Raw genomic sequence first — 14,664 nt, 5'->3', positions numbered from 1 at the left:
GAGATCAAGATCAAAAGCAGATCAAGAGCGACTCGCTTCGCATCGTGGTTACCGTGGGCCCTTACCCAGAATGTCCTCGCTGCGCTCAAACCCGCCGCGCAAACGTATCGCTATGACTGCCCGACACCTTGCGGCAATGCACCAGCGCATCGCGAATCATGAAGTTCACCAAGGTCGGAGACACCCCAAGCTCCTTGGCGATGTCTTTTTGCGGCACGCCATGCAAGCGGTACATCTCGAACGCGTAGCGGGTGCGCTGTGGCAACTCCGTCAGGGCGTCGGCGATGTTTTCCAGGGTGTTGAAATTGATGTGCGAGGTTTCCGGTGAAGCGCCGTGAATAACCACATTCAAGCCTTCCTCTTCGGTCCCGGAATATTTGAGCTCCAGAGCCTGCTTGCGGTAGTGATCGATCGCCAGGTTGCGCACGATCTGGAACAGATAACTCAGTTGAGCCTTGAACGATGAGGTGATGGTCGGTGCCGACTGCAGCCGAAAGTAGGCGTCTTGCACCACGTCTTCGGCGCGGGAGCGGCACCCGGTGATGCGAGCCGCGATCTTCACCAGGATCAGCCGATTGTCGACGAATGCCTGGAGAAGGGGTGAATCGCACCTGCCTGTGGATACTGGTTCCGTCATGGAAATCACCTTGTTGCTAATAGGTTAGGGGAGGGCATCCCTGCTGAGGCCTCCTACACATCGGGCAACAAATTATGCTGAATGATAATGATTGTCAAATGAGAAGACGAACTAATCTTATGCCTTGGGCAAAGGTGTGAACCACGTCTCGCTCGCCCCCGGCGACTAATTATTTGCTGGCTCCGTCCGTTCTCATGGGTGACAGGTTCGTTAGTACAACGGCCAAGGATCAGCACCCGCAGGAGGACCAGATGGGTTTTTATCGTGCATTCAGCGTGTTTCAGTTTGGAGTCCTCGCGCGATGAGTACGCCCCTGCGGCTGCGCCTGTTTTGCCTGCCCCATTCAGGCGCCAGCGCCTCGGTCTATGCGCGCTGGCGCCGGGTTCTGCCGGACTGGCTGCAGGTGTGCCCGCTGGAATTGCCGGGGCGCGGCATGCGCATGGACGAGCCGTTGCAGCGCGATATCAAGGCCTTGGCCGCGCAGCTTGCTGAAGAGATCAGCCGTGATCTCGATGGCCCCTATGCCTTGTTCGGCCACAGCCTTGGCGGGCTGTTGGCGTTTGAATTGGCCCACGCTTTAAACGCACGCAATCTGCCTGCGCCGCTGGCGTTGTTCGCGTCCGGCACGGCGGGCCCGGCGCGTCGTGATGTGAGCGAGTACGCCGTCGAAAAGACCGATGCCCAACTCATCGCCCGCCTTCGTGAGTTACAAGGCACCGCCGAGGAAGCCCTGGCCAACCCCGAGTTGATGCAACTGATGTTGCCGATCCTGCGCGCCGATTTCCTGCTGTGCGGCAGTTTCACCTATGGCGAGCGCCAGCCCCTGGCGCTGCCGATCCACGTGTTCGGTGGCAAGCAGGACAGCGTGCGTGCCGACCAGTTGCTCGACTGGCAACTCGACGCCGCCAGTGGGTTTTCCCTGGACATGTTTGACGGCCATCACTTCTTCCTCGTGCAGCAAGAAAGCGCCGTGCTGCGCTGTGTGCGTCGCTATGCCGACGAGCACCTGGCGCGCTGGCGCATTGGCGCGGCGCGGCAGCTCGCCGCCGGCTGAACCCCACCGATTTCCCGAATTTCCCGTAAGCCGATTTCAGGCAGGAACCCCATGATGGACGCCTTCGAACTCCCCCGCACCCTGGTCCAGTCCCTTCAACAGCGTGCTGCGCAGACGCCGGACCAAGTCGCCTTGCGCTTCCTCGCCGAGAGCGCCGAGCACAGTGTGGTGCTCAGTTATCGCGACCTCGACCAACGCGCCCGCACCATCGCCGCCGCCCTGCAAGCCAACGCTGGCCTGGGCGAGCGTGCGGTGTTGCTGTTCCCCAGTGGGCCGGACTATGTGGCGGCGTTCTTTGGTTGCCTGTACGCCGGGGTGATCGCGGTGCCGGCGTATCCGCCGGAATCCACGCGCCGTCATCACCAGGAGCGTCTGCTGTCGATCATCAGTGATGCCGAGCCGCGCCTGCTGTTGACCATTGCCAGCCTCAGCGAGGGCCTGGCGCAGATTGAAAATGCGCCCACGGTGTTGAGCGTCGACACCCTGGAGGCGCAGTTGGCCGACCAGTGGGTCGAGCCCGACCTCAAGGTCGACGACATCGCCTTCCTGCAATACACCTCCGGCTCCACCGCATTGCCCAAAGGCGTGCAAGTCAGCCACGGCAACCTGGTGGCCAACGAAGTGCTGATCCGCCGTGGTTTTGGCATCGACCTCAACCCCGACGACGTGATCGTCAGTTGGTTGCCGCTGTACCACGACATGGGCCTGATCGGCGGCCTGCTGCAACCGATTTTCAGCGGCGTGCCCTGCGTGTTGATGTCGCCGGCCTACTTCCTTGGCCGACCTTTGCGCTGGCTGGAGGCGATCAGCGAATACGGCGGCACCATCAGCGGTGGCCCGGATTTCGCCTACCGCCTGTGCAGCGAACGGGTCAGCGAGTCGGCCCTGGAGCGCCTGGATTTGAGCCGCTGGCGCGTGGCCTATTCGGGTTCCGAACCGATCCGCCTCGACACCCTGGAACGCTTCGCGGAAAAATTTGCGGCCTGTGGTTTCACCCCGAATAATTTCTTCGCCTCCTACGGCCTGGCCGAAGCCACCCTGTTTGTCGCGGGAGGCATCCGTGGCCGTGGCATTCCCGCGATGCGCATGGACGAGCAGGCGCTGGCCGCCAACCGCGCCGAACCGGGGCAGGGCCCTGCGATCATGAGTTGCGGCACCGGCCAGCCGGACCACGCCGTGCTGATCGCCGACCCGCACACCCTCACCGAGCTGCCCGACCAGTGCGTCGGCGAACTCTGGGCCACGGGCCCGAGCATCGCCCACGGCTACTGGCGCAACCCGCAAGCCAGTGCCAAGACCTTTGTCCAGCACGCCGGCCGCACCTGGTTGCGCACCGGCGACCTGGGCTTTATCCGCGACGGCGAGGTGTATATCACCGGGCGCCTGAAAGACCTGCTGATCGTGCGCGGTCATAACCTCTACCCCCAGGACATCGAACAGACCATCGAGCGCGAAGTGGAAGTGGTGCGCAAGGGCCGGGTCGCCGCATTTGCGGTCGATGACCAGGGCGTGGAAGGCATCGGCATTGCCGCAGAAATCAGCCGCAGCGTGCAGAAAATCCTGCCGCCCGAAGCGCTGATCAAGGCGATCCGCCAAGCCGTGGCCGAGGCCTGCCAGCAAGCCCCGAGCGTGGTGGTGCTGCTCAACCCCGGCGCCTTGCCGAAGACCTCCAGCGGCAAAGTGCAGCGTGCGGCCTGTGCGCTTCGGTATGCCGATGGCAGCCTCGACAGCTACGCGCAGTTCCCCGGGCAGCAGGGGCCGGCGAGCGAAGTGGCGCTGGAATCGGACCTGCAACAGCAGATCGCGGCGATCTGGTGCGAGCAACTGCAACTGGCTCATGTGGCGGGCGACGATCACTTTTTCTTGCTGGGCGGCAACTCCATCACCGCGACCCAAGTGGTCGCGCGCCTGCGCGAAAGCCTCGGGCTGGAGCTGAACCTACGCCTGCTGTTCGAAGCGCCGACACTCGCGGCCTTTGCTGCGGCTGTGGCTCACCTGCAACAGGACGGCGGCGTGGCCCAAGGCGCAATACACGCGCTGTCACGTCAAGAAGACCTGCCCCAATCCCTGGCACAGAACCGCCTGTGGATCACCTGGCAATTGGACCCTCACAGCAGCGCCTACACCATTCCCGGCGCCTTGCACCTGCGCGGCGAGCTGGATGAAGACGCGCTGCGTCACAGCTTCCAGCAACTGATCCAGCGTCACGAAGCCCTGCGCACGCGCTTCTACGAGCGCGACGGCCAGGCGTTTCAGCGTGTCGAGGCAACGGCGGATTTCGAACTGCCGATCATCGACCTCAGCGACCTGCCCAACACCGAACGCGAAGCCCGTGCGCAACGGGTCCGCGAAGACCAGGCACGCAGTCCGTTCGACCTGGAAAAAGGCCCGTTGCTGCGGGTTACCCTGGTACGCCTGGGCGATGAAGAGCACCAACTGCTGGTGACTTTGCACCACATCATTGCCGACGGTTGGTCGCTGAATATCCTGATCGATGAGTTCTCGCGCCTGTACGCCGCTGCCGCCCAAGGCCAGTCCCTGGAGCTGCCGCCGCTGGCCTTGCAATACGCCGACTACGGCAGCTGGCAGCGCCAATGGCTGGCCGAAGGCGAGGGCCAGCGACAGCTGACGTACTGGAAAGCGCAGTTGGGTGACGAGCATCCGGCCCTGAACCTGGCCACCGATCATCCGCGTGCCGCCCAGCATCGGCACAGCGCCGCGCGCCATAGCCAGCGCCTGGATGCGCGCCTCAGTGCGGCGATCCGCCAGACCGCCCAGGCCCATGACTCGACGCCGTTCATGCTGCTGCTGGCGACGTTCCAGACCTTGCTCTATCGCTACAGTGGCCAGCGCGATATCCGTATCGGCGTGCCCAATGCCAACCGCCCACGCCATGAAACCCAGGGCCTGATCGGCTTCTTTATCAACACCCTGGTGCTGCGCGCCGAGCTGGACGGGCGCCTGCCGTTCAACCAGCTGTTGGCCGCCACTCGCGAGACCACATTGGCCGCCCAGGCCCATCAGGACCTGCCCTTCGAACAACTGCTGGAAGCCTTCCCCCAGGCCCGCGAACAGGGCCTGTTCCAGGTCATGTTCAACCACCAGCAACGGGACCTCAGTGCCTTGCGCCGCCTGCCGGGCCTGCTGGCCGATGAATTGCCCTGGCACAGCCGCGAAGCCAAGTTCGACCTGCAACTGCACAGCGAAGAAGACCGCAATGGGCGCTTGAGCCTGTCGTTCGACTACGCCGATGAGCTGTTCGAACCTGCGACCATCCAGCGTCTGGCCGAGCAGTTCATCCATCTACTTAAAGCTGTGTGCGCGCAACCACAACACGCCATCGGCGACCTGCCATTGATGCAGGCCGACGAACAGCAACCCTGGAGCGAAGCCCCCTGCGCGCCGGCCCGGCACTGGCTGCCCGAGCTGCTCAGCCAACAGACGTCGGACGCCACCGCACTGGTCTGGCAGGACGGCAGCCTGACCTTCGCCCAACTGCACACCCAGGCCAACCGCCTGGCCCATTACCTGCGCGACAAAGGCGTCGGCCCGGACGTGTGCGTGGCCATCGCCGCCGAGCGTTCGCCGCAATTGCTGATCGGCCTGCTCGCCATCATCAAGGCCGGTGGCGCCTACGTGCCGCTGGACCCGGATTACCCCGCCGAACGCCTGGCCTACATGCTCAAGGACAGCGGCGTGCAACTGCTGCTCACCCAGACCGCCTTGCTCCCCCAACTGCCCAGCGCCGAAGGCGTGTGCGTGATTGCCATGGACAGCCTGCACCTCGACAGCTGGCCGACCCAGGCGCCCGGCTTGCACCTGCACGGCGATAACCTCGCTTACGTGATCTACACCTCCGGTTCCACCGGCCAACCCAAAGGCGTGGGCAACACCCACGGCGCCCTGGCCGAGCGTTTGCAGTGGATGCAGGCCACCTATCAACTGAACGAAACCGATGTGCTGATGCAAAAGGCGCCGATCAGTTTCGACGTGTCGGTGTGGGAATGCTTCTGGCCATTGATTACCGGCTGCCGCCTGGTATTGGCCGGGCCGGGCGAACATCGCGACCCGCACCGTATCGCGCAGCTGGTGCAGGAACATGGGGTGACCACGCTGCACTTCGTGCCGCCGCTTTTGCAGCTGTTTATCGACGAGCCGCTGGTGGCCGAATGCACCAGCCTGCGTCGGCTGTTTTCCGGCGGCGAAGCCTTGCCTGCCGAGTTGCGTAACCGCGTACTGGCGCGCTTGCCAGCGGTGCAATTACACAACCGCTATGGCCCGACCGAAACTGCAATCAACGTCACCCATTGGCAGTGCGCTGCCTCGGATGGCGAGCGCTCGCCGATTGGCCGGCCATTGGGCAATGTGATTTGCCGCGTACTGGACGAGCAGCTCAACCCGCTGCCGGCCGGTGTGCCGGGCGAACTGTGCATCGGCGGTATCGGCCTGGCGCGGGGTTACCTGGGCCGTGCCGGGCTGACGGCCGAACGTTTTGTCGCCGACCCGTTGGGCGCGGCGGGCACTCGGTTGTATCGCACCGGTGACCGTGCGCGCTGGAACGCCGATGGCGTCCTCGAATACCTCGGGCGCCTCGATCAGCAGGTCAAGCTGCGCGGTTTCCGAGTGGAGCCGGAAGAAATCGAAGCGCGCCTGCTGGCCCTCGCAGGCATCGCCCAAGCCGTGGTGCTGGTGCGTGATGCCCAGTTGATCGGCTACTACACCGCTGACACCGAACTGGATGAGCAAACGGTCAAAATCGCCCTGGCCGCCGAGTTGCCGGAGTACATGGTGCCCGCGCTGCTGATGCGCCTGGATGCCATGCCCCTGAGCCCCAGTGGCAAGCTCGACCGGCGCGCCTTGCCGGAGCCGGTATGGCAAACCCGCGAACACGTCGAACCGCACACAGTCTTGCAGCTGCAAATCGCCGCGATCTGGCGCGAGGTGCTGGGCCTGCCACGTATCGGCCTGCGCGATGACTTTTTCGCACTGGGCGGGCACTCGTTGCTGGCCACGCAAATCATCTCTCGCACCCGCCAGGTTTGTGACGTCGAGCTGCCGCTGCGCACCCTGTTCGAAGCCAGCGAGCTGGGCGATTTTGCCGAGCAGGTCGGGCGTATCCAGGCGGCGGGCCAGCGCAATCAACAGACTGCCATCGCCAAAGTCGATCGCAGCCAGCCAGTCCCCTTGTCCTATTCCCAGCAGCGCATGTGGTTCCTCTGGCAGATGGAACCGGACAGCCCGGCCTACAACGTCGGCGGCATGGCGCGCCTGCGCGGGGTACTGGATGTGGGGCGTTTCGAGGCAGCCTTGCAAGCCTTGATCATGCGTCATGAAACCCTGCGCACCACTTTCCCAAGCGTTGACGGTGTGGCCTGTCAGAAGGTCTCGGCGCAGACCACTGTGCGCATGGGCTGGCAGGACTTCTGCGCATTGGATGAGCTGCAGCGCCAGCAGCGTTTGCAGCAACTGGCCGATGTCGAGGCGCACACGCCGTTCAACCTGGAAACCGGGCCGCTGTTGCGCGCCTGCGTGGTCAAGGCTGGCGAGCAAGAGCATTACCTGGTGCTGACCCTGCACCATATCGTCACCGAAGGCTGGGCCATGGACATCTTTGCCCGTGAACTCAGCGCCCTGTATGAAGCCTTTATCGACGAGCGCGACTCGCCGCTGCCCGCGTTGCCGGTGCAGTACCTCGACTACAGCGTGTGGCAACGCCGGTGGATGGAAGCCGGTGAGCGCCAGCGCCAGCTGGACTACTGGACCGCGCAACTGGGCAACGAACACCCGTTGCTGGAACTGCCCGGCGACCGTCCACGCCCACCGGTGCAAAGCCACCGGGGCGAGCTGTACCGCTTTGATTTGAGCGATGAGCTGGCCGCCCGTGTGCGTGCCTTCAACGCGCAACAGGGCCTCACGCTGTTCATGACCATGACCGCGACCCTGGCGGTGTTGCTCTACCGCTACAGCGGCCAGACCGACCTGCGTATCGGCGCGCCCGTGGCCAACCGTATCCGCCCGGAAAGCGAAGGCTTGATTGGCGCGTTCCTCAATACCCAGGTGCTGCGTTGCCAGCTCACTGGGCAGATGCAGGTCAGCGAGTTGTTTGAGCAGGTGCGCCATACCGTGATCGAAGGCCAGTCCCATCAGGACCTGCCGTTCGACCACCTGGTGGAAGCTCTGCAACCACCGCGCAGCGCGGCGTACAACCCGTTGTTCCAGGTGATGTGCAACGTGCAGCGCTGGGAATTCCAGCAAAGCCGCCAACTGGCCGGCATGACCGTGGAGTACCTGGCCAACGATGCGCGGGCGACCAAGTTCGACCTCAACCTGGAAGTCACCGACCTCGACCATCGCCTGGGTTGCTGCCTGACCTACAGCACCGACCTGTTCGACGAGCCGCGCATTGCACGCATGGCCGCGCATTGGTGCAACCTGCTCGAAGCGTTGATCGCCGATCCCGGCCAGCGCCTCAGCGAATTGCCGTTGCTGAGCGCGGATGAGCAACGCGCCTTGCAAGACAGCCTGGGGGTGGAGAAGGGCGCGCATCGCCTCGACCAGTGCATCCATCAGCTGTTCAGCCAGCAGGCCAGCCAGCGGCCGGATGCCCCGGCGCTGACCTTTGCCGGTGTGACCCTCACGTATGCACAACTGGATGAGCGCGCCAACCGCCTGGCCTGGATGCTACGCGAGCGTGGGGTGGGCCCGCAGGTGCGCGTGGGCCTGGCGCTGCCGCGTTCGCTGGAAATGGTCATCGGTTTGCTGGCGATCCTCAAGGCCGGCGGCGCCTACGTGCCGCTGGACCCGGAATACCCGCTGGACCGCTTGCATTACATGATCGAAGACAGTGGCATCGGCCTGCTGCTCAGTGATGCGGCCCTGCTCGAAGCCCTGGGTGAATTGCCGGCGACGGTGGCGTGCTGGTGCCTGGAGGATGACTCGCCGGTGCTGGCCAATTACCCCGCCGAGGCGCTGCCGTTCGTGAGTCTGGCGCAACACCAGGCATACCTCATCTACACCTCGGGCTCTACGGGCAAGCCCAAGGGCGTGGTGGTGTCCCACGGTGAGATCGCCATGCACTGCCAAGCGGTGATCGAGCGCTTTGACATGCGCCCGGATGACTGCGAGCTGCACTTTTATTCGATCAACTTTGACGCTGCCACCGAGCGTTTGCTGGTGCCGCTGCTGTGCGGGGCGCGGGTGGTATTGCGCGCCCAGGGCCAGTGGGATGCCGAAGAAATCTGCGCGCTGATCCGTACCCATCGCATCAATGTGCTCGGTTTTACCCCTAGCTACGGCAGCCAGCTGGCGCAGTGGCTGGCGACCCAGCAACAGACGCTGCCGGTGCGCATGTGCATCACCGGTGGCGAAGCCTTGACCGGCGAACACTTGCACCGCATCCGTGCGGCATTCATGCCCCAGCTATTCTTCAACGCCTACGGCCCCACCGAAACCGTGGTGATGCCCCTGGCCAGCCTGGCGCCCGAGCAGTTGGAGGAGGGGGCCGGCAGTGTGCCGATCGGCAGCATCGTCGGCGAGCGCGTGGCCTACATTCTCGACGCCGACTTGGCGCTGGTGCCCCAAGGCGCCAGCGGTGAGCTGTACATCGGTGGCGCCGGCCTGGCTCAGGGTTATCACCAGCGTCCGGGGATGACGGCGGAGCGCTTTGTCGCGGATCCGTTTGCCATCGAGGGCGGGCGTTTATATCGTACCGGCGACCTGGTGCGCCAACGCGCCGATGGCCTGGTGGAGTACCTGGGGCGCATCGACCATCAGGTGAAGATTCGCGGTTTCCGCATCGAACTGGGCGAAATCGAAACACGCTTGCTCGAACATGAAGCTGTGCGCGAAGCAGTGGTGCTGGCCCTGGATGCGCCGAGCGGCAAACAGCTGGTGGCGTACCTGGTCAGCGATGCCGAGCACGCCGCCTTGCGCGACGCGTTGAAGGCGCACCTCAAGGCGCAACTGCCGGACTACATGGTGCCCGCGCATCTGATCGTACTTCAAAGCATGCCACTCACCGCCAACGGCAAGCTCGACCGCCGCGCCTTGCCGGAGCCGGACCCAGAGGCCAATCGCCAAGCCTACGTGGCCCCTCGCAGTGAGCTGGAACACAGCCTGGCCGCCATCTGGTGCGCGGTGCTGAACGTGGAGCAAGTCGGCCTCGACGATAATTTCTTTGAACTGGGCGGCGACTCGATCCTGTCAATCCAGGTGGTGAGCCGTGCGCGCCAGGCCGGGATTCATTTCAGTCCCCGTGACCTGTTCCAGCACCAGACTGTACAAAGCCTGGCGGCCGTGGCGACCCGCTCGGAGCGCGTCATCGCCGAGCAAGGGCTGCTGACCGGTCCTTCGGGCCTCACGCCGATCCAGCACTGGTTCTTCGACACCGACATCCCGGCTCGCCAGCACTGGAACCAGGCGTTGGTGCTCAAGCCACTGCAACTGCTCGATGCCCATCGCCTGGAGCAAGCGCTGCTGGCCGTGCTGGAACACCACGACGCGCTGCGCTTGAGCTTTACCCCGCGTGGCGCGCAATGGCATGCCGAGCACTTGGGCGTGCCGGAAGGTGGCGTGCTGCTGCAGGCGCAGGTGCGCGACATGCAGGCGTGCACGGCGTTGTTCACCGACACCCAGCGCAGCCTCGACCTGGCACAGGGGCCGCTGTTGCGCGCCTTGCTGGTGGACGGGCCGCAAGGCCAGCAGCGCTTGCTGATCGCCATCCATCACCTGGTGGTGGACGGCGTGTCGTGGCGCGTCCTGCTGGAAGACCTGCAAAACGTTTATCGCCAACTCAGTGAAGGCCAGTCCGTCAGCCTGCCGGCCAAGACCAGCGCGCTGCGCGATTGGGCTGCGCGCTTGCAAGCCTATGCCCACAGTGAGTCCTTGCGCGAAGAGTTGAGCCTGTGGCAAGCGCAATTGGCTGGCCCGGCCGTGGCCTTGCCGGTGCAGCGTCCCCAAGGCGCACGGCGCAATAGCGATGCTGAAACGGTCAGCGTGCGCCTGGATGCCGAGCGCACCCGGCAGTTGCTGCAACAGGCGCCGAGTGCCTATCGCACCCAGGTCAACGACCTGTTGCTGACCGCCCTGGCCCGCGTACTGTGCCGCTGGAGCGGGCAGGCCTCGGCACTGATCCAGCTGGAAGGCCATGGCCGCGAAACCTTGTTCGATGACATCGACCTGACCCGCAGCGTGGGCTGGTTCACCAGTGCCTATCCGTTGCGCCTGACGCCGCAGGCCGAGCAGGGCGACTCGATCAAGGCGATCAAGGAGCAACTGCGTGGTGTGCCCCACAAAGGCTTGGGTTATGGCGTGCTGCGTTACCTGGCCGATGACCTGTGCAAACAGAGCATGGCCGCCTTGCCGAGCGCGCAGATCACCTTCAACTACCTGGGCCAGTTCGACCAGAGTTTCGGCGCTGACGCGTTGTTCCATCCGCTGGAGGAATCCGCCGGTCTGGCCCATGACCCGGATGCGCCGTTGCCCAATGAACTGAGCATCGACAGCCAGGTCTACGGCGGCGAGCTGGTGCTGCGTTGGACGTTCAGCCGTGAGCGTCATGATCAACAGGTGATTCGCGATCTGGCCGAGGCTTACCTGGCCGAATTGCACAGCCTTATCGCCCATTGCCTGCAGGATGATGCCGGCGGCCTCACGCCGTCCGACTTCCCCCTGGCACACCTGACCCAGGTGCAACTGGACGCCTTGCCGGTACCCGCCAGCGCCATCGAAGACGTCTACCCGCTGACCCCGATGCAAGAGGGCCTGCTGCTGCACACCCTGCTGGAGCCGGGCACCGGCCTGTATTACATGCAGGACCGCTACCGCATCAACAGCGCCTTGGACCCGGAGCGTTTTGCCCAGGCCTGGCAAGCGGTGATCGCCCGCCACGAAGCCTTGCGTGCCTCGTTCTGCTGGAACGTCGGCGAAGACATGCTGCAAGTGATCCACAAGCCCGGCAGCACGCCGATTGAGTACCTGGACTGGAGCGCCGACCCGCAGGATGAGCAGGAGCCGCGTCTGCAAGCCTTGCTCAAGGCCGAGCGCGAAGCCGGTTTTGACTTGCTCAACCAGGCGCCTTTCCACTTGCGCCTGATTCGCGTGGGCGAGGCGCGCTACTGGTTCATGATGAGCAACCACCACATCCTGATCGATGCCTGGTGCCGTTCGCTGCTGATGAATGACTTCCTCGATATCTACACAGCCCTGGGCGAAGGCCGCGATGCGCAACTGGCAACGCCGCCGCGCTATCGCGACTACATTGCCTGGCTGCAACGCCAGGACCTCAACGAGGCGCGCCAGTGGTGGCAGCAAAACTTGCAAGGCTTCGAGCGCGCCACGCCGATCCCGAGTGACCGCCCGTTCCTGCGCGAACACGCCGGTGGCAGTGGCGGCATGGTGGTGGGCGACTGCTACACCCGCCTGGATGCCCGCGACGGTGCGCAACTGCGCGAACTGGCCCAGGCGCATCAGCTTACCGTCAACACTTTCGCCCAGGCGGCGTGGGCCCTGGTGCTGCGGCGTTTGAGTGGCGATCGCGACGTGCTGTTCGGTGTCACCGTGGCCGGGCGCCCGGTGGAAATGCCCGAGATGCAACGCACCGTCGGGCTGTTTATCAACAGTATCGCGCTGCGGGTGAAACTGCCCGAGGATGATCAGCCTTGCAGCGTGCGCCAGTGGTTGAGCGCTTTGCTCGACAGTAATATGCAGTTGCGCGAGTACGAGTACCTGCCGCTGGTGACGATCCAGGAACACAGCGAATTGCCCAAGGGCCAGCCGCTGTTCGACAGCCTGTTTGTGTTCGAGAACGCACCGGTGGAAGTCTCGGTGCTGGACCGTGCGCAAAGCCTGAACGCCACCTCGGATTCCGGGCGTACCCACACCAACTTCCCGCTGACTGCCGTGTGCTATCCGGGGGATGACCTCGGTTTGCACCTGTCCTACGACCAGCGTTATTTCGACGAAAGCACCGTGCAAGGCATGCTCGCTGAGTTCAAACGCCTGTTGCTGGCGCTGGTGCAGGGCTTCCATGGCGACATGGCCGAGCTGGCGCTGATCGGCGAGCAGGAGCGTGAGTTCCTGGTGGCGGGCTGTAATCAGAGTGAGCAGGCCTATCCGCTGGAGACGAGCTACATCGAGCTGTTCGAGGCCCAGGTGGCAGAGCATCCGCAGCGTATCGTCGCCAGTTGCCTCGACCAGCAATGGAGCTACGACGAGCTGAACCGCCGCAGTAACGGCCTGGGCCACGCGTTGCTTGTGGCCGGTGTGGGCCTGGACCAACCGGTGGCGTTGCTGGCTGAACGTGGGTTGGACTTGCTCGGCATGATCATCGGCAGCTTCAAGGCCGGTGCCGGTTACCTGCCGCTGGACCCAGGGCTGCCTGGCCCGCGCCTGAGCCGCATCATCGACCTGAGCCGCACACCGTTGCTGGTGTGCACCGAAGCGTGCCGGGAACAGGCCATCGAACTGCTTGAAGGCTTCGACTGCCAGTTGCTGGTGTGGGAGGAAATCCCCGCCCGTGGCGAAAACCCAGGTGTCTACAGCGGCCCGGACAACCTTGCCTACGTGATCTATACCTCGGGTTCCACTGGCTTGCCCAAGGGCGTGATGGTCGAACAGCGTGGCATGCTCAACAACCAGTTGAGCAAGGTGCCGTACCTGAACTTGAGCGATGCCGATGTGATCGCCCAGACCGCGTCGCAAAGCTTCGATATTTCTGTGTGGCAGTTCCTCGCCGCGCCGCTGTTTGGTGCGCGGGTGGACATCGTGCCGCCTGCCATTGCCCATGATCCGCAAGGGCTTCTGGCCCACGTTCAAGCACAGGGCATCACCGTGCTGGAGAGTGTGCCATCGCTGATTCAGGGCATGCTGGCCCAGGAGCGTATCAGCCTCGACGGCCTGCGCTGGATGTTGCCGACCGGGGAGGCCATGCCGCCGGAGTTGGCCCATCAGTGGCTGCTGCGTTACCCGCAGATCGGCTTGGTGAATGCCTACGGCCCGGCGGAATGCTCCGATGATGTGGCGTTCTTTCGCGTCGATCTGGCCTCCACCCGTGGTACTTACCTGCCGATTGGTACGCCGACCGACAACAACCGCTTGTACCTGCTCGATGGCGCCTTGGAGTTGGTGCCCCAAGGCGCGGTCGGTGAGTTGTGCGTCGCCGGCACCGGCGTCGGTCGCGGCTACGTCAGCGATCCGCTGCGCACCGCCCAGGTGTTTGTACCCAACCCCTTTGGCGCGCCTGGCGAGCGGCTCTACCGTACCGGCGACCTGGCACGGCGTCGCAGCGATGGGGTGCTGGAGTATGTCGGGCGTATCGACCACCAGGTGAAGATTCGCGGCTACCGCATCGAACTGGGTGAAATCGAAGCGCGCCTGCATGAACAACCGCAGGTGCGTGATGCGGCGGTGGGTGTGCAAGAGGGGGCTAATGGCAAGCATCTGGTCGGCTATCTGGTGGCCGCCGACGCCACGCTGGACCCGAGCGAACACCTGGAGCGCATCAAGCAACGCCTGCGTACCGAACTGCCCGAATACATGGTGCCGCTGCATTGGCTATGGCTTGAAAGCCTGCCCCTGAATGCCAACGGCAAACTCGACCGCAAGGCCTTGCCGACCCTGGAGATCGGCCAGTTGCACAATCAGGACTATGTGGCGCCGCGCACTGAACTGGAAACCACGTTGGCGGGTATCTGGGCCGAGGTGCTGAAGGTCGAACGGGTCGGGGTGCAGGACAATTTCTTCGAACTGGGCGGGCACTCGCTGCTGGCTACGCAGATCGCTTCGCGGGTGCAAAAAACGTTGCAGCGCGACGTGCCATTGCGGGCGATGTTCGAGTGCAGCACCGTGGCGGAGTTGGCCGCGTATATCGACGGGTTGGCGGGCAATGAGATCAGTGCCGAGAAGGTGGATCGGTTGAGTGATTTGATGGCGGAGTTGGAGGGGCTTTAAGGCTTGAGTGGGCGCTACCCGTTGG

The 14,664-nt window shown here is 64.1% G+C and carries 3 protein-coding genes; 2 read left to right on the top strand and 1 reads right to left on the bottom strand.

From position 1 onward, the window contains the following. Nucleotides 1-85: 85 nt before the first annotated feature. Complete coding sequence (locus QK296_RS18280; protein WP_003192867.1) at nt 86-637, bottom strand: RNA polymerase factor sigma-70; 552 nt, start codon at nt 635-637, stop codon at nt 86-88. A 301-nt stretch (nt 638-938) separates the two neighbouring features. Here QK296_RS18280 and QK296_RS18275 point away from each other — a divergent pair, with 301 nt between their 5' ends. Continuing rightward, the gene (locus tag QK296_RS18275; protein ID WP_003192866.1) at nt 939-1,691 is read left to right on the top strand and encodes an alpha/beta fold hydrolase; all 753 of its coding nucleotides are present in this window, start codon (nt 939-941) and stop codon (nt 1,689-1,691) included. 51 nt (nt 1,692-1,742) lie between these two features. Beyond that, on the top strand, nt 1,743-14,639 hold the full coding sequence (locus QK296_RS18270) for a non-ribosomal peptide synthetase (RefSeq protein ID WP_282391151.1): 12,897 nt from the start codon (nt 1,743-1,745) through the stop codon (nt 14,637-14,639). Nucleotides 14,640-14,664: the final 25 nt, after the last annotated feature.

It is taken from the genome of Pseudomonas sp. AL10 (assembly GCF_029960685.1).
Taxonomy (GTDB): domain Bacteria; phylum Pseudomonadota; class Gammaproteobacteria; order Pseudomonadales; family Pseudomonadaceae; genus Aquipseudomonas; species Aquipseudomonas lactis.
This window is presented reverse-complemented; position numbering and strand designations above follow the sequence as displayed.